Origin of the sequence: Paraburkholderia nodosa DSM 21604 (assembly GCF_000519185.1) — a bacterium.
Lineage (GTDB): Bacteria > Pseudomonadota > Gammaproteobacteria > Burkholderiales > Burkholderiaceae > Paraburkholderia > Paraburkholderia nodosa.
The window spans coordinates 1-17658 of the sequence record NZ_JAFA01000021.1 but is presented as its reverse complement, the minus strand read 5'-3'; the positions used below and the strand labels follow the sequence as shown (position 1 = coordinate 17658).

Sequence of the window (17658 nt, the reverse complement as noted above, 5' to 3'; positions counted from 1 at the left end):
GAGCGCCTTGTCACTAACTTTGAAGGTGCGAGGTGACAGACGCTCCGGAGCCATTCACCATCAACGGCGAGATGTGAACTGTGGCAGGCGCTAGCGGTTTAAGCGGCTTTCTTTTGCCTACTTTTCTTTGCCGCTGGCAAAGAAAAGTAGGTGCCGCCCCGCACAGGGGCAACGCCTGCGTACCGACGCGAAAAAAAGTTTCAAACATGAACAACAGGCGCAGGCACAACAACACCAGCCGCCGCAGGCGAATCCAACCCAGATAGCGGTGCTACACGCTTGCGCCGTTCCCCAGTAGGCGCACTCCCAAAAGCATCCCGATAGCTCTTGCTAAAGTGACAAGCCGACTGAAACCCGCAGGCCATCGTAATCTGCATAATCGACATATCGGTCTGCAGCAGCAGCTCACGCGCCCGCCGCAAGCGCAGCGTTAAATAGTAATGCGTAGGCGTCATCCCGAGATGCTCATGAAAGAGCCGCTGCAACTGCCGCTGTGACATATTCGCGAGCCGCGCGAGTTCTTCACGCGAAAGCGGCTCTTCGATATTGTTCTCCATAAGAGAGATGACTTCGAAGAGCGACTTGTTCGCAGAACCGAGCCGCGCAACGAGCGGCATGCGCTGCTGGGCAGACGTATCGCGCACATGCTCGACAACGAACTGCTCGGCGATCTGCGTCACACGCGCGGTGCCCACACGCGCTGTGATGAGGTGCAGCATCATGTCGAGCGGCGCGACGCCGCCGGTGCAGGTCACGCGGTCGCGGTCGATGACGAAGAGCTCCTTGAGAAAACGCGTAGAAGGAAACTCTTCCTTCAGCGCCGACATGTTTTCCCAGTGGATCGCGCAAGCATACCCAGCCAGCAGCCCGGATTTCGCCAGTGCATAGGTCCCCGTGCACAGGCTGCCCAGCGCGACACCCATGCGCGCAAAGCGGCGCAGCGCAGCGAGATGGGCAGGCGTCGTGGCCCGCTGCACATCGATGCCGCCGCAGACGAACACGATATCGGGCCGCCCCACGCATTCGGCCGGGCCCGTGTCGATGGAAAGCCCGTTGCTCGACGCGACCGGGCCGCCCTCCGGGCTGATGATCGACCACCTGTAAAGCGGCTGTCCGCTCAGGTAGTTAGCCATACGAAGAACTTCGATGGCGTTCGTGAACGCGATCATCGTGAAGTCGGGCAGCGGCATGAACGCGAAGTGCGCCAACGACGCTGTGCGATCCGGCAGCATGGGGGACGATTCCTTGTGATCGGTAGCCTGGTGCCCAGTGGAGGCCCGGTGAGGCCGGGGGGCCGGCTACGCTACCGCAATTTTCGAATCTTGCGGGTCCAGTGTGCCATGCGGCAAAACCCTGAGTCATCTGGACAAAAAAGCCGGAAGAGGGAAATAGGACGAGGGTGCGGGATTGGTGCACTGCGATGCGCGATAAATAATTTGGATTGGAAAACATGGGGCAAGGCGCACCGCTGGCGGGCGTGAGGCGAAGGCCACTTGTGAAAAATGGACGCGGATGGCGGAAAAGGAAAAGAACGCGTCTGAATTTCGACGTTGAGCGCCAATTCGAACGACAAGAATAGAACCGTCGGTCCCCAGCCGGTCAAGCGGGTTCAAAGCCGCTGTCAAGCCAGTCGCGTCGGGGCCTCCAGCATTGCAGGAAGTCCTTCATTCATCGTCACGGAAGCCCTATGTCGAACACTCAACCTTTCTTTTCGCAAACGCTGGCGCAGCGCGATTCGGCGGTTCGCAGCAGCATCCTGAAAGAACTCGAGCGGCAGCAGTCGCAGGTCGAAATGATCGCGTCGGAAAACATCGTGTCGCGCGCCGTGCTCGAAGCCCAGGGCTCGGTGCTGACCAACAAGTACGCGGAAGGTTATCCGGGCAAGCGTTATTACGGCGGCTGCGAGTTCGCCGACGAGGTGGAAGCGCTTGCCATCAGCCGCATCAAGCAACTGTTCAACGCCGGTTTCGCCAACGTGCAGCCGCATTCGGGCGCCCAGGCCAACGGCTCGGTCATGCTCGCGCTCGCCAAGCCGGGCGACACGGTGCTCGGCATGTCGCTCGACGCGGGTGGCCACCTCACGCACGGCGCAAAGCCGGCGCTTTCCGGCAAGTGGTTCAACGCCGTGCAGTACGGCGTGAACCGCGAAACCATGCTGATTGATTACGACCAGGTCGAAGAACTCGCGCAGCAGCACAAGCCTGGCCTCATCATCGCGGGCTTTTCCGCGTATCCGCGCGCCCTCGACTTCGCGCGCTTTCGCGCCATCGCCGACTCGGTCGGCGCGAAGCTGATGGTGGATATGGCGCATATCGCGGGCATCATCGCGGCGGGACGCCATCAGAACCCCGTCGAGCACGCGCACGTCGTCACCTCCACCACGCACAAGACGCTGCGCGGCCCGCGTGGCGGCTTCGTGCTGACCAACGACGAGGAGATCGCCAAGAAGATCAACTCGGCCGTGTTCCCCGGCCTGCAGGGCGGCCCGCTCATGCACGTGATCGCGGGCAAGGCGGTCGCGTTCGGCGAAGCGCTCGAAGCCGGCTTCAAGACCTATATCGACAGCGTGCTCGCCAATGCGAAGGCGCTGGGCGAGGTGCTCAAGGCGGGCGGCGTGGACCTCGTGACGGGCGGCACCGATAACCATCTGCTGCTCGTCGATCTGCGGCCCAAGGGCCTGAAGGGCAATCAGGTCGAGCAGGCGCTGGAGCGCGCCGGCATTACCTGCAACAAGAACGGCATTCCGTTCGACGCCGAAAAGCCCACGGTCACCTCGGGCATTCGCCTCGGCACGCCCGCGGGCACGACGCGCGGCTTCGGCGTGGACGAATTCCGCGCGATCGGCCGACTGATTCTCGAAGTGTTCGACGCGCTGCGCGCGCATCCGGAAGGCGACGCCGCCACCGAGCAGCGCGTGCGCCGCGAGATCTTCGCGCTGTGCGAGCGCTTCCCGATCTACACGCAAGCCTGATTCTTCACACCACCGCCTTTCAATTTCATTCGAGCGTTTCGGAGCGGCTAATGAGCACTCTGCATGACAACAGCATCATCATCGACGGCCTGAACATTTCGAAGTTCGAGCGCTCGGTGTTCGAAGACATGCGCAAGGGCGGCGTCACCGCCGTCAACTGCACGGTTTCTGTGTGGGAAGACTTCCAGAAGACCGTGGACAACATTGCGCAGATGAAGCAGCAGATTCGCGAGTACAGCGAGATCCTCACGCTCGTGCGCACGACCGACGACATTCTGCGGGCGAAGAAAGAGAACAAGACAGGCATTATCTTCGGCTTCCAGAACTCGTATGCGTTCGAGGACAACCTCGGCTATATCGAGGTGTTCAAGGAACTCGGCGTGAATGTCGTGCAGCTTTGCTACAACACGCAGAACCTCGTGGGCACGGGCTGCTATGAGCCGGACGGCGGCCTCTCCGGCTACGGGCGCGAAGTGATCCAGGAAATGAACCGCGTGGGCATTCTGGTCGATCTTTCGCACGTGGGCGGAAAGACTTCATCGGATGCGATTGCCTGCTCGAAGAAGCCGGTGACGTATTCGCACTGCTGTCCGTCGGGTCTCAAGGAGCACCCGCGCAACAAGACGGACGAGCAGTTGAAGGAGATTGCCGATGCGAACGGCTTCGTGGGCGTGACCATGTTCGCGCCGTTCCTCAAGAAAGGCCCGGATTCGACCGTCGAGGACTATCTCGAAGCGATCGAATACGTCGTCGATCTGATCGGCGAGGACCGCGTGGGTATTGGCACGGATTTCACGCAAGGCTACAGCACCGAGTTCTTCGACTGGATCACGCACGACAAGGGCCGTTACCGCAGCCTCACGAATTTCGGCAAGGTCGTGAACCCGGAAGGCATCCGCACGATCGGCGAATTTCCGAATCTCACCGCCGCCATGCAAAAAGCCGGCTGGAGCGAGACGCGCATCAGGAAGGTCATGGGCGAGAACTGGATGCGCGTGTTCGGCGAAGTCTGGGGCAGTTGACCGCCAGGCCTGACCATGCAGTGTGGAAAGGCCACCTCTAGTAATTAGAAACCCTGAATAAAATTGCTCACTGAGTCATTGGAGCCCCACGAAATGCAACCGCAACTGCCGATCGATGTCGACCCCGCCACCGGCGTCTGGACCACGGACGCGCTGCCGATGCTGTACGTGCCGCGTCACTTCTTCACCAACAATCACACCGCCGTGGAAGAGGCGTTGGGCCGTGATGTGTACGCCGAGATTCTCTACAAGGCCGGCTACAAGTCGGCGTATCACTGGTGCGCGAAGGAAGCCGAAAAGCACGGCATTGCCGGCATGGCCGTGTTCGAACATTACCTGAAGCGTCTTTCGCAGCGCGGCTGGGGCCTCTTCACGATACGCGAGGCCGACCCGGCCGCCGCGCGCGCGAAGATCGAATTGCGTCATTCGTCGTTCGTGCTGGCGCAACCGGGCAAGCAAGGCAAGCTTTGCTACATGTTCGCGGGCTGGTTCGCGGGCGCGATGGACTGGGTGAACGACACCACGGTAGGCGGAAAAAACGCGCCGCGTTCGCAATCGAAAGAAGTGCAATGCGCCGCCGAAGGCCACGCGCACTGCGTATTCGAAGTCTCGCCGATCGCCGCCTGAACGGCCGCGCCGCCCCCCCGCAATACAGGTCACACCGAAAGACACGAACACCAGAGGTCGTCTGCGATGCGCTACCCCAATCTGTTCAAACCCTTGACGCTCAATCAGCTCACGCTGCGCAACCGCATCGTCAGCACGGCCCACGCCGAGGTCTACGCGGAGCCGGGCGGCTTGCCGGGCGACCGCTATATCCGCTATTACGAGGAAAAGGCCAAGGGCGGCGTGGGCCTGGCCGTATGCGGCGGGTCGAGCCCGGTGTCGATCGACAGTCCGCAGGGCTGGTGGAAGTCGGTGAATCTCGCCACCGACAAGATCATCGATCCGCTCGCGCGTCTGGCCGAGGCCATGCACCGCCACGGCGCGAAGATCATGATCCAGGCCACCCACATGGGCCGCCGCTCCGCCTTTCACGGCGAGCACTGGCCGCATTTGATGTCGCCTTCTGGCGTACGGGAGCCCGTGCACCGCGGCAACGCGAAGATCATCGAGGTGGAAGAAATTCGCCGCATCATCGGCGACTTTGCGGCGGCTGCAAAGCGCGTGAAGGACGCCGGCATGGACGGCATCGAAATCTCCGCCGCGCACCAGCATCTGATCGACCAGTTCTGGAGCCCGCGCACGAACTTTCGCACCGACGAATGGGGCGGTTCGCTCGAAAACCGTCTGCGTTTTGGTGTGGAAGTGCTCAAGGCCGTGCGCGAAGCGGTGGGCAAGGACTTTTGCGTCGGCCTGCGCATGTGCGGCGACGAATTCCACGAAGACGGCCTCGATCACGAGCAGCTCAAGGAAATCGCGCAGGCGATGTCGGAAACGGGGCTCATCGATTATCTCGGCGTGATCGGCTCCGGCGCGGATACGCACAACACGCTCGCCAACTGCATGCCGCCCATGGCGCTGCCGCCGGAGCCGTTCGTGCATCTCGCGGCAGGGATCAAGTCGGTGGTCAAGCTGCCGGTCATGCACGCGCAGAGCATTCGCGACGCGGGCCAGGCCGAGCGTCTGCTCGCGAGCGGCATGGTCGATCTCGTGGGCATGACGCGCGCGCAGATCGCCGACCCGCACATGGTCATCAAGATTCGCGATGGCCGCGAGGACGAGATCAAGCAGTGCGTGGGTGCGAACTATTGTATCGACCGCCAGTACAACGGGCTCGACGTGCTATGCGTGCAGAACGCCGCAACGTCGCGCGAAGCGACTATGCCGCACGTGATCGAAAAATCGCGCGGCCCGAAGCGCAAGGTCGTGGTGGTCGGCGCGGGCCCAGCGGGCCTCGAGGCTGCACGCGTGGCGCGGCTGCGCGGCCATGACGTCGTGCTGTTCGAGAAGAACGACGCCGTGGGCGGCCAGATTCTGCTCGCTGCGAAAGCGCCGCAGCGCGAGCAGATGGCGGGCATCGTGCGCTGGTTCGACATGGAGACGAAGCGTCTCGGCGTGGATCGCCGCCTCGGCGTAACGGCCGACGAGAAGACCATTCTCGCGGAAAAGCCCGACATCATCGTGCTCGCCACGGGCGGGTCGAGCTTCACTCAGCAGGTTCCGGCCTGGGGCGTGGAAGAGGGGCTCGCCGTGAGCGCGTGGGACATCCTGAGCGGCAAGGTCGAGCCGAAGCAGAACGTGCTCGTCTACGACGGCGTGAGCACGCATGCGGGCGCCGGCGTTGCCGATTTCATTTCGAGCCGTGGCTCGAATGTCGAGATCGTGACGCCCGACGTGAAGGTTGCCGACGACGTGGGCGGCACCACGTTCCCGATCTTCTATCGCCGCCTCTATGCGCAAGGGGTGATTCATACGCCGAATTACTGGCTCGACCGTGTGTACGAAGAAGACGGCAAGAAGATCGCCGTACTGCGCAACGAGTACACGGAGGAACAGGAAGAGCGCGCCGTCGATCAGGTAGTGATCGAAAACGGCAGCACGCCGAACGACGCCTTGTACTGGGCGCTCAAGCCCGAATCGGTCAATCGCGGGCAGGTGGACGTGCACAAGCTCTTCGCAGCCGAGGCGCAGCCGTGCCTTGCCGAAGAACTCGGCAATGGCCGCTTCCTGCTCTTCCGCGTGGGCGACTGCATCTCCTTGCACAACATTCACGGCGCGATTTACGACGCGCTGCGGCTCGCCAAGGACTTCTGAACCATGAATCCGACCTGGCTCATTACCGCGCTGCTGTGGGTGTCGATGGCGGGGCTCGCGTTCGCGGTCGCGAAGCGGGCCGCCTTCTGGCGGGTGGGGCGCGCCGCCGCGCCCGGCTCCGTCGGTGTCGGCAAGCTGTTCAGTATCCCAAAGCGTTATTTCGTCGATCTGCACCACGTTGTGGCGCGCGACCCGTACATCGCGAAGACACACGTCGCCACCGCGGGCGGCGCCATTGCGGCGCTCGCGCTCGTGTTCGTCAACTACGGTTTCGCGATCTATTCGCCGTGGCTCGACAAGCTGATCTTTCTCGCGGCGCTCGCCATGCTGATCGGCGTGGTGTTCGTGTGGCGCCGCCGTCATGCGAAAGCGGTGCCGGCGCGTCTCTCGCGCGGGCCATGGAATACGCTGCCGTGGCTGCTCGGATCGTTCGCGCTGGGCGTGGCGCTCTTCACGGTCGTACCGGCGGGCGCCATGTCGGGCGGCTTCGCGGTGCTTTGCGCGGTGCTGATCGCCGTGGGCGCGTTCGCAATGACGTTCGGCGCGGCGCGCGGCGGCCCGATGAAGCATGCCGTGGCGGGGCTGTTGCACCTCGCGTTCCATCCGCGCCAGGAGCGCTTTGCGGCCACGCGCGAGGGCTGGACCGGCAACGGCACGGCTACGCCCCCCACGGCGCTGAAGCTCCCCGACATCGAAGAGAAGCAGGAATATGGCGTGGCGAAACCCGTTGAGTTTCGCTGGAACCAGTTGCTGAGCTTCGACGCCTGCGTGCAGTGTGGCAAATGCGAGGCCGCGTGCCCCGCGTTTGCCTCGGGCCAGCCGCTCAACCCCAAGAAGCTGATTCAGGATCTCGTGGTCGGCATGGCGGGCGGCACCGATGCGGCCTATGCGGGCAGCCCCACGCCCGGCATCAAGGTCGGCCAGCATGGCGGCGCGCCGAACGGCCCGATCGTGTCAAGCCTGATCGAAGCGCAAACGCTGTGGTCCTGCACGACCTGCCGCGCCTGCGTGCAAGAGTGCCCGATGCTGATCGAGCACGTGGATGCCATCGTCGATATGCGCCGCAACCAGACGCTGGTGCACGGCGAGGTGCCGGGCAAAGGCCCGGAAGTGCTGGCAAACCTGCGCGAAACAGGCACGGCGGGCGGCTACGACAAGGCGGCGCGCTACGACTGGTCGGTCGATCTCGACGCGCCCGTGGCGCAACCGGGCAAGCGCGTGGACATACTCGTGGTGGCGGGCGAGGGCGCGTTCGACATGCGCTATCAGCGCACGCTGCGCGCGCTCGTGAAGGTACTCAACAAGGCGGGCGTGAACTACGCGGTGCTCGGCGCGCAAGAAACCGACACGGGCGACGTGGCGCGCCGCCTCGGCGACGAAGCGACGTTCCAGCACATGGCGAGGCAGATGATGACGACGCTCGCCACGCTGAACTTCGCGCGCATCGTCACCGCCGATCCGCACGTCATGCACAGCCTGCGCAACGAGTACCGCGCGCTTGGCGGGCGTTACGAAGTGCTCCATCACACGACCTACCTCGCGGAACTCGCCGAGACCGGACGCATCGCGCCCAAGGCCGTGCAGGCGCTCGCGGAAAAGCGCACGACGTATCACGATCCCTGCTATCTGGGCCGCTACAACGGCGAGACCGAAGCACCGCGCAAGCTGCTCAAGACCATCGGCATCAAGGTCGTGGAGATGGATCGCCACGGTATGCGCGCACGCTGCTGCGGCGGTGGCGGCGGCGCGCCGCTCACCGATATCCCCGGCAAGCAGCGCATTCCCGACATCCGCATCGCCGATGCGCGCGCAGTCAATGCCGACGTGGTCGCCGTGGCCTGCCCGCAGTGCACGGCGATGCTCGAAGGCGTAGTGGGCCCGCGCCCCGACGTGCTCGACGTGGCCGAACTCGTGGCCGCCTCGCTGGAGTGAATCGATGAATACCCTCAAACGAATCGATCCGCGCCGCCCTTTCGTCGTCACGGCGGCGGGCCTCAAGCGCATCACGCTGGGCGAAGCCGGCAGCGCGGACGCGAGCGATGCGCAATGGCTCACGCAGCATGCGCACGAAGGCGCAGCGAAGCCACGCCGCGTGGTTAGCCATCCGAATCATCATCTGCTCGTAGTCGCACACGCGGAACGCGGCGCACTCGACGATCACGCGTGCCAGGCCATTGCCGCCGCCGCGCTGCTGGCCGATGCGCAAACCGAAGTCGCGCTGCTCGTGTTCGGTGAGCTGAAGGACGATGCCGGGGCGCTCGGCGTGGACAAGCTGATCGAACTGCCGGGATTCGAGCGTCGCACGTTCGCGCCGGAGATCGGTTTGCGCGCGCTGCAGGCCTGCGCGGCGGCGCTCGCGCCGAAGCACGTGTTCCTGCCCGACAACGCCAGCGGCGACGGTGACCTCGGCCGCCGCTATGCGGCCGCCGCTGGTGCGAGCGTGGCGACCCATGTAGTCGAGATCGATGCGAAGCATGTGGGCGTGTATGAACAGGCGAAGCGCGCGTGGGCCGCGCGCTCGCTGCCCGACGTGATCCTGCTCGCGCCGGGCGCTGTCGAGGCGAAGCTGCCTTTCGTCGGCGCGGGCGAACGCCTCGCGGGCGATTTCATCCGGCCGGCTACCGACCTCGCGTCGCCATACAAGGACCTCGGCCTCGAATCCATCGACGCCGCCCAGGTCGCGCTCGAAGAAGCCGATTTCATCGTCTCGGCGGGCAACGGTGTAACGGACATTGCCGCGTTCGGACGGCTCGCAGGCGCATTCGGCGCGGCAATCGGCGCGAGCCGCGTGGCGGTGGACAACGGTCACTTCACGCGTGACAAGCAGGTGGGTGCAACGGGCAAGACGGTCGAGGCGAGCGTGTATATCGCGTTCGGCATTTCGGGCGCCGTGCAGCACTTGCAGGGCATCAAGGACTGCCGCCATGTGATTGCCGTGAATCTCGACGGCAGCGCGCCGATTGCGAAGCGCGCCAATTTAACCGTGGTCGGCGACGCGCAAGGCACGATCGCCGCACTGATCGAGCAGGTGCAAGCCGCACGCGCAAAGCGTGGCGGGGCGAGCGCCGCCCGTGACGAAACGCATTCTGCAGGAGTCGCCGCATGAACGCACGCCATGATCCTCAAGGTGGCATCGAGCGCATTGCGGTGCTCGTTTCGGTGGGGCGCCACCCCGTGAGCGGCGCGCCGCGTTATAGCCGCAACGACGCGCTAGCGCTCGACCTCGCGCGCACGCTGGCCGAGCGGCATCACGCGCGTCTCGACGTGCTGCACGCAGGCGACGCCGCCGATCCCGCGCTCGCCGAATACCTCGCACTAGGCGCGCACGAAGTGGAGGTGCTGGGCTGCGCGCCATCCAGCGACGCCGCACGCGTGCTCGCCGAGCGCGTGCGGGGCTACGACCTCGTGCTGACCGGCACGCGCGCCGAGGGCGCGCACGACAGCGGCATGCTGCCGTACCGTGTGGCGGCTGCGCTGGGCGTGCCGATCGTGGGCGGCGCGGTGGATATCGACCTGGACGGCGCCACGCGCGCCGTGGTGCGTCAGTTTCTGCCCAAGGGTCTGCGCCGTCGCGTGCAGACGGCGCTGCCCGCGGTGATCGCCATGCATCCGCTCGCGAACGCCCAGCCCCGTTACGCCTATGCGCGGCTGCGCGCGGGCGCGGTGCGGCCCGCGAGCGCAACACGCGTGAGCGCCGCCGAATCCACCGAAGCGGCCGCATGGACGGTCGGCCCGATCGAGCGTAAACCCGTGCGGCTCGCCGCTGCGGAGAAGCGCTCAGGCCACGCGCGCATGCTTTCGGCGACCACGACGGAAAGCCGGGGCGGCAACGTCGTAATTGAAGGGAGTTCGGTCGAAAAAGCACAAGTGATCCTCGCGTATTTGCGGGAGCATCAACTCATCGATTACTGATTTTGCTGGCCTGTCGGCAACGAACTGGGATGAAAAATCCGGAGCACACATGAAAGTAACGGCAGAGATTCGCGCGCTGATCGAGCGCCGCCAAGCGGGTTACAGCCTTGAGGCGCCTTTCTACCTGAGCGAGGAGATTTTCGCGCTCGATATGGAGACGATTTTCCGGCAACACTGGATCGAGGTCGCCACGGAAGCGGAAATTCCCGAGCCGGGCGACTACGTGACCGTCAATCTGGCGGGCGACTCGATCCTGATCGTGCGCGACGACGACATGCAGGTGCGCGCGTTCCACAACGTCTGCCGCCACCGCGGCGCGCGCCTGTGCAACGAAGAGAAGGGATCGGTGGGCAATATCGTTTGCCCGTATCACAGCTGGACCTACAACCTGACCGGCGCGCTGATGTTCGCCGAGCACATGGGCGAGCAGTTTGACCGCTGCAAGCACAGTCTCAAGAACGTGCATGTGGAAAATCTCGCGGGCCTGATCTTCGTGTGTCTCGCCGAAGAACCGCCTGCCGACTTCGCGCTCATGCGCGCCGAGATGGAGCCGTACTTGCTGCCGCACGACCTGGCGGGCTGCAAGGTCGCCGCCCAGGTCGACATCATCGAGAAGGGCAACTGGAAGCTCGTGATGGAAAACAATCGCGAGTGCTATCACTGCGTGGCGAATCATCCTGAGCTGACGATTTCGCTCTACGAATACGGCTTTGGCTACGCGCGCACGGACGCCAACGCGGAAGGCATGGACGCGTTCGAGCGCACCTGCAACGAGCGCGCGAAGCAGTGGGAAGCGATGGACCTGCCGTCGGTCGAAATCGAAAAACTGCTGGACGTTACGGGTTTTCGCACGCAGCGCCTGCCGCTCGACCGCGGCGGCGAGTCGCAAACGCTGGACGCGAAGGTCGCCTCGAAGAAGCTGCTCGGCGAGTTTCACACGGCCGATCTCGGCGGCCTCTCGTTCTGGACGCAGCCGAATTCGTGGCATCACTTCATGAGCGATCACATCGTGTCGTTTTCCGTGATTCCGCTTTCCGCCGGCGAAACGCTCGTGCGCACGCGCTGGCTCGTTCACAAGGACGCGCGCGAAGGCATCGATTACGACGTGGAGAACCTCACCGCCGTGTGGAACGCGACCAACAACCAGGACCGCACGCTCGTGGAGTATTCGCAGCGCGGCGCGGCGAGCAGCGCGTATGAACCGGGTCCGTATTCGCCGTACACGGAAGGACTCGTGGAAAAGTTCTCGGCCTGGTATATCGGCCGCCTCGCCCGGCAGATTGGCGCATAACGCACACGCGTAAAGCAATGAGAGCGGAGTTTGACATGATGCGAGACGCGGCCCAATTCAATCCACTCGACGCCAGCGACAGCCGGGTGACGCGCCCGGCGTTCTGGGGCGCGCTGCCCGAGCGGTGGACGAGCGAGGTCGAGGAAACCCTCGTGTGCTGCCACGTATGGCAGGAAACGCACGACGTGAAGAGCTTTTTCCTGCGCTCGCCGCAGGGCCGCACGTTCTCGTTCGAGCCGGGGCAGTTCCTCACGCTCGAACTCGAGATCGACGGAGAGGCCATCAACCGGTGCTATACGATTTCGTCGTCGCCCGCACGGCCGCATACCCTTTCCATTACGGTCAAGCGCGTGCCGGGGGGCAAGGTGTCGAACTGGCTGCACGACAACCTGCGCCCGGGCGTATCGCTGCGCGTGCTCGGGCCGGCCGGCGAATTCACCTGCGCGCGTCACCCCGCGCCGAAGTATCTGTTTCTTTCCGCTGGCTCCGGCGTCACGCCGCTGATGTCGATGAGCCGCGCGCACCACGATCTCGCGGAGGACCGCGATATTGTTTTCGTGCACAGCGCCCGCACGCCCGACGACATCATCTTCGCGCGCGAGCTGGAACTGATCGCTTCGAGCCGCGCGAATTTCCGCACGTCGTTCGTCTGTGAAAGGGTGGGCGCGCGGACCGATTGGTCCGGCGTAACGGGCTTTCTCTCGCTGCCGCTCCTGAAGTTGATTGCCCCGGACTTCATGGAGCGCGAAATCTTCACCTGCGGGCCCGCGCCCTATATGAAAGCCGTGCGCGATCTGCTCGACGAAGCGGGCTTCGCGCGCGAACGCTACCACGAAGAGAGTTTTTCATTCGAAACGCTTACGGCGGACGCCGAGGCGCCGGTGGAACAGCCCCCGGCGGATTCGTCGGTCGAAACCGCCAGCTTTAAGATCACCTTTGCGAAGAGCCGCCGCGAGATTCAATGCGGTGCACAACAGACCGTGCTCGATGCCGCGCGCCAGGCCGGCGTGCGCCTCGCTTCTTCGTGCAGCCAGGGCATGTGCGGAACCTGCAAGGTCAAGCTCGTTTCCGGGCAGGTGGAGATGAAACACAGCGGCGGTATACGCCAGCGCGAGATCGATCAGGGCATGGCGCTGCTGTGCTGCTCGAAGCCGCTGTCCGACCTCGTCGTCGACAAATAGCGCGCGCGTCGCGCAACGACAAGAACACGTCGTAAATCGACGTTAGCGGCAGATTGTGGCGGGCGAATCTGCATAGGCACGGGGCGCTTGCCCATATCACAGGAGATCGACCATGAAGCAGGCTGCAAAACTCTTTTGGACCGGTGTGTTATCGGCGATGGTGAGCTTGAGCGCCCCGGCGTTTGCCGACGGCAAACCGACATTGAAGATCGGTTATGTCGAAGGCTGGGACGACAGCGTCGCGACGTCCAACGTGGCCGCGCGCATCATCGAGAAACGCTATGGCTATCCGGTGCAACTCGTGCCCGTGGCCGCGGGCATCATGTGGCAGGGCGTGGCCCGCGGCGACCTCGACGCGACGCTTTCCGCCTGGCTGCCGGTGACGCAGGGCGCGTACTGGGCGCAATTCAAGGACAAGGTGGTCGACCTCGGCACCAACTTCACGGGCGCGAAGATCGGCCTCGTGGTGCCCGACTACGTGAGCGCGAAGAGCATCAGCGATCTCAACGCGGACAAGTCGGCGTTCGGCGGGCGCATCGTCGGCATCGACGCCGGCGCGGGCGTGATGCGCAAGACCGACGAGGCCGTCAAGCAATACGACCTCAGCTACAGCGTGATGCCGAGTTCGGGCAGCGCGATGACGGCCGAGCTGGCGCGCTCGGTGGGGTCGAAGAAACCCGTGATCGTCACGGGCTGGACGCCGCACTGGATGTTCGCCAAGTACAAGCTGCGCTTCCTCGACGATCCGAAGAACGTCTACGGCGCGGCTGAGCACGTGGACAACGTGGCCAACCCCGAGCTCGAGAAGAAGGCTCCGCAGGTGGTGACGTTCCTGAAGAACTTCCAGTGGAAGCCGGGCGAGATCGATAGCGTGATGCTCGCGATCCAGAACGGCGAGAAGCCCGACGCCGCTGCCGACACGTGGATTGCCGCGCATGGCGACCGTGTGAACGCCTGGGCGGGCACGCAGTAATCGCAAGCAATTAAAAACGGCAGGGGGCCCACCGCGGCCCCGCCAGATCGGCGCCCAACACGGGCCGCGCGCAGTGCGATTGTGCATATGCAGCATATGACTTTTCTGAAGCGGCGCCGTGTCGCTTTTGCGTAAGCGTCTGTCGCAATTCGCCATCCCGACAGGGTTTTTTCTGGCAACCATGTAGACATACCGTGCGGGCCGGCGCCTGCCGTTCGAGGAGACGGAGTCGATGAAATCCCCCAAGATCGTGGTCGATGGATTATGCAAGGTGTTCGGGCCCAACCCGAAGCTTGCGCGTGAGCTGCTTGCGAAGGGCGCGACGAAAGACGAGCTGTTCGCGAAGACCGGCTATGTGCTCGGCGTGAACAATGCCTCGTTCGAGGTGCACGAGGGCGAGATTTTCGTGCTGATGGGCCTGTCCGGCTCGGGCAAGTCCACGCTGAGCCGGCTTATCAACCGGCTCGTGGAGCCGACGGCCGGCAAGGTCATCATCGACGGGCGCGATATCGCGGCCGTGCGGCGCTCGGAACTGGTCTCGCTGCGCCGTACCGACATGAGCATGGTGTTCCAGTCGTTCGCGCTCATGCCGCAGCGCAGCGTGCTTGCGAATGCCGCGTTCGGCCTCGAAGTGGCGGGCGTGGGCCGCAAGGAGCGCGAGCGGCGCGCGCTGGCCGTGCTGGAGCAGGTCGGCCTCGCGCCGTTTGCGCAGAAGCTGCCCGCCGAGCTTTCGGGCGGCATGCAGCAGCGCGTGGGCCTCGCTCGCGCGCTCGCGGTGAATCCTTCGCTCATGATCATGGACGAAGCGTTCTCCGCGCTCGATCCGCTCAAGCGCAAGGAAATGCAGAACGTGCTGCTGCAACTGCAAAAGGAGCAGCGCCGCACGATTATGTTCGTTTCGCACGACCTCGAAGAGGCGCTGCGCATTGGCAGCCGAATCGCGATCATGGAAGGCGGACGCATCGTGCAGATCGGCACGCCACAGGAAATCATCAGCAATCCTGCCGATGATTATGTGCGCGCGTTCTTCGACGGCGTGGACACGAGCCGCTACCTCACCGCAGGCGACCTCATGCAGCGCGAAGCCGTGCCGCTCATTCGCTCGCTCGACGCGAAGAGCGTGGCCTCGTCGCTCAACGGCAGCGCCGATTACGCGTTCGTGCTGGACGCGCAGCGCCGCATCAGCGGCTGCGTCACGCGCGATGCGATCGGCGCCGCGCAGCCAGCGCTGAAGAAAGTCGAATGCATCACGCTTGGCACGCCGCTGGAGCAGGTGGTCTCGCGCGTGTGCGCGAACACGACGGCGCTGCCCGTGGTCGACGACGAGGGCCGCTATTGCGGCTCCATCGATCAGGCGGCCGTTCTGAAGGTCATTACGCGTAATCGAGGTGCCCATGTCTGAGATCATTCCCGTCGGCCAATGGGTCGATCAGTCGGTTCACTATCTGCTCGACCACGACGCCAATAGCTTCGACGCCGTGGGCAAGGCAATCGAGAGTTTCGCCGCCCTCGTCGAACACGGCTTGCAGGCCATCCCGATGTGGGCGCTCATGGCGCTCTTCATCGCAATCGGTTTGTGGCGCGTGGGCTGGCGCTTCGCGATCTTCGCCACCTGCTCGCTATTGCTGATCTACGCTACGGGCTTCTGGGATCAAACCGTCGTGACGCTCGGCCTCACGCTCTCGTCAACGGTGATCAGCCTCGTGATCGGCATTCCGCTTGGCATCTGGACGGCGAAAAGCAAGGTCGTGCACACCATCGTGCGGCCCATACTCGACCTGATGCAGACCATGCCGGCTTTCGTCTATCTGATTCCTGCCGCGATGCTGTTTGGTCTCGGCCGCGTGCCCGGCATCCTGTCCACCGTGATCTTCGCCATGCCGCCCGCCGTTCGCCTCACGAGCCTCGGCATCAAGCACGTGAACCGCGAGATCGTCGAAGCAGGGCAGGCGTTCGGCTGCACGCCGTGGCAGCTGCTGTACAAGGTGCAATTTCCCAATGCGCTGCCGTCCATCATGCAAGGCGTGAACCAGACCATCATGATGGCGCTTTCCATGGTCATCATCGCTTCGATGGTGGGCGCGGGCGGTCTCGGCAACGACGTGCTCGCGAGCATTCAGCGGCTGGATATTGGCCTCGGCTTCGAAAGCGGACTTTCCGTCGTGCTGCTCGCCATCATCCTCGACCGCATCACCGAAAGCTTTGGCCGGGCGCCGGGCGCCGTGAAAGCGCCGCTGTTCTCGGGACTCAAGCATCTGATGCGCGTGCGTCCCGCAGTCGTAGAGGCGTAGCCGTTGAAATAACACGATCAACCGCTGTTCCCGAGGAGCGCAATGTGACGATCGACATCGCCGTGCCCGAGCCCGAGACGCGCACGGCATCGTCTCTCAGACATTTCGGTTTCCTGACGTTGCAGAACTTTTCGATGATCGCGTTTTCCAGTGCGGTCGAGGTTCTGCGCATGGCGAACTACGTGGGGCGCGCGGAGCATTACCGCTGGTCGATCTACTCGCTCGACGGCGCACCGGCCCGCGCAAGCAACGGCATCACGGTGCGCCCCGCGCAGGCGCTCGACCCGGCGTGTCTGCCCGACGTGCTGATCGTGTGCGGCGGCATACGCATACGCGAGATCATGAGCGAAGGCGTGCGCGCGACGCTCGGCATGGTGGCGCAGCAAGGGGTGCCGCTCGGCGGCATCTGCACCGGTGCTTACGCGCTGATGGCGAGCGGGCTGCTGGATGGCTATCGCTGCGCCGTGCATTGGGAGGATCTCACGGTCCTGCATGAAGAGTTTCCGCGCGTGCGTTTCGCCGACGAGCTGTTTGTGGTCGATCGCGACCGCCTTACTTGCACGGGCGGCACCGCGCCGCTCGATTTGATGCTCGAACTCGTTGGCGCGCGCCTTGGGCAAAGTCTTGCTGCCAAGGTATCCGAACAGTTCATTCTCGAACGGATTCGCGGCTCGACCGATCTGCAGCCGATACCCGTGGATGCGCGTGTGGGATTTTCGCGTGCGGAGCTGGTGGAGGTCGTGCGGTTGATGGAGGCGAATATCAAGGAGCCGCTGTCGCTTGAGGAACTCGCGCGGCTCGTTCGGCTATCGCAGCGGCATTTGCAGCGGATGTTCAAGGCTTATTTGAACGTTTCGCCGACGCATTATTACCTCACGTTGCGGCTGAAGCGGGCGCGGGAGCTGTTGCGGACCACTGATACTTCGATTTCTCGTGTGACGGCTGTTTGTGGGTTTAATTCACCTTGCCATTTTAGTAAGGCGTATCGGGTGCAGTTTGGGCACGCGCCTAGCCATGAGCGGCGTGGGGTGGAGTGAGGGTTTGGTTTTTGGTTATGGCTTTTGGCCGTTTTTTTGGGTTTTCTTGTTTTCGCATCGGTATGCAGGCGTTGCCCCTGTGCGGGGCGGCACCTACTTTTCTTTGCCAGCGGCAAAGAAAAGTAGGTTGTAGTGGTCAAGCCTCTTTGGACACCCACAAAGGGGCTTTTCAATAAATCGAAGTTTCGTATCGCACTGGCGGCAGATTGTTTGCTGCCGAATG

At 63.7% G+C, this 17658-nt stretch carries 13 protein-coding genes and 1 pseudogene; 13 read left to right on the top strand and 1 reads right to left on the bottom strand.

Annotated elements, in window-relative coordinates:
• Positions 1 to 200: 200 nt before the first annotated feature.
• Entirely contained in the window at positions 201 to 1232 is a 1032-nt protein-coding gene (locus tag A3CW_RS0126770) for a GlxA family transcriptional regulator (protein ID WP_028206296.1), read from the bottom strand.
• Between the two features lie 455 nt (positions 1233 to 1687).
• On the opposite strand from A3CW_RS0126770, the gene A3CW_RS0126765 reads away from it, so the two are divergent.
• The 13 genes and pseudogenes from A3CW_RS0126765 (at position 1688) to A3CW_RS0126705 (ending at position 17435) form a co-directional block, all read left to right on the top strand.
• Entirely contained in the window at positions 1688 to 2971 is a 1284-nt protein-coding gene (locus A3CW_RS0126765) for a serine hydroxymethyltransferase (protein WP_028206295.1), read from the top strand.
• Positions 2972 to 3021: 50 nt separating this feature from the next.
• Positions 3022 to 3993, top strand: coding sequence for a dipeptidase (locus A3CW_RS0126760; protein ID WP_028206294.1), 972 nt, complete (start codon positions 3022 to 3024; stop codon positions 3991 to 3993).
• Between the two features lie 93 nt (positions 3994 to 4086).
• Positions 4087 to 4620: a DUF5943 domain-containing protein gene (locus A3CW_RS0126755; protein ID WP_028206293.1), complete on the top strand. Its 534-nt coding sequence runs from the start codon at positions 4087 to 4089 to the stop codon at positions 4618 to 4620.
• A gap of 66 nt (positions 4621 to 4686) precedes the next feature.
• Positions 4687 to 6750 (top strand): NADH:flavin oxidoreductase, encoded by a 2064-nt coding sequence (locus A3CW_RS0126750; RefSeq protein ID WP_028206292.1) that lies wholly within the window; start codon positions 4687 to 4689, stop codon positions 6748 to 6750.
• 3 nt (positions 6751 to 6753) lie between these two features.
• On the top strand, positions 6754 to 8682 hold the full coding sequence (locus A3CW_RS0126745) for a (Fe-S)-binding protein (RefSeq protein WP_028206291.1): 1929 nt from the start codon (positions 6754 to 6756) through the stop codon (positions 8680 to 8682).
• Positions 8683 to 8686: 4 nt separating this feature from the next.
• A complete protein-coding gene (locus A3CW_RS0126740) occupies positions 8687 to 9856 on the top strand; it encodes an electron transfer flavoprotein subunit alpha/FixB family protein (protein ID WP_028206290.1) in 1170 nt (389 codons plus the stop codon).
• The gene (locus A3CW_RS0126735) at positions 9853 to 10662 is read left to right on the top strand and encodes a drug:proton antiporter (RefSeq protein WP_028206289.1); all 810 of its coding nucleotides are present in this window, start codon (positions 9853 to 9855) and stop codon (positions 10660 to 10662) included. The genes A3CW_RS0126740 and A3CW_RS0126735 overlap by 4 nt, the downstream gene beginning before the upstream one ends.
• A 49-nt stretch (positions 10663 to 10711) precedes the next feature.
• Positions 10712 to 11953: an aromatic ring-hydroxylating oxygenase subunit alpha gene (locus tag A3CW_RS0126730; RefSeq protein WP_028206288.1), complete on the top strand. Its 1242-nt coding sequence runs from the start codon at positions 10712 to 10714 to the stop codon at positions 11951 to 11953.
• A 35-nt stretch (positions 11954 to 11988) separates the two neighbouring features.
• Positions 11989 to 13134, top strand: a complete 1146-nt coding sequence (locus A3CW_RS0126725) for a hybrid-cluster NAD(P)-dependent oxidoreductase (RefSeq protein ID WP_028206287.1) — start codon at positions 11989 to 11991, stop codon at positions 13132 to 13134.
• A 112-nt stretch (positions 13135 to 13246) separates the two neighbouring features.
• Positions 13247 to 14107 (top strand): glycine betaine ABC transporter substrate-binding protein, encoded by an 861-nt coding sequence (locus tag A3CW_RS0126720; protein WP_028206286.1) that lies wholly within the window; start codon positions 13247 to 13249, stop codon positions 14105 to 14107.
• Between the two features lie 119 nt (positions 14108 to 14226).
• Positions 14227 to 15509, top strand: a pseudogene (locus A3CW_RS0126715) (quaternary amine ABC transporter ATP-binding protein); the annotation flags it as partial.
• A complete protein-coding gene (choW, locus tag A3CW_RS0126710) occupies positions 15502 to 16398 on the top strand; it encodes a choline ABC transporter permease subunit (RefSeq protein ID WP_028206284.1) in 897 nt (298 codons plus the stop codon). The pseudogene A3CW_RS0126715 and the gene choW, both read left to right, overlap by 8 nt.
• Positions 16399 to 16442: 44 nt before the next feature.
• Positions 16443 to 17435 carry a GlxA family transcriptional regulator gene (locus A3CW_RS0126705; RefSeq protein WP_051481743.1) on the top strand — a complete coding sequence of 331 codons (993 nt, stop codon included), beginning with the start codon at positions 16443 to 16445 and terminating at the stop codon, positions 17433 to 17435.
• Positions 17436 to 17658 lie beyond the last annotated feature (223 nt).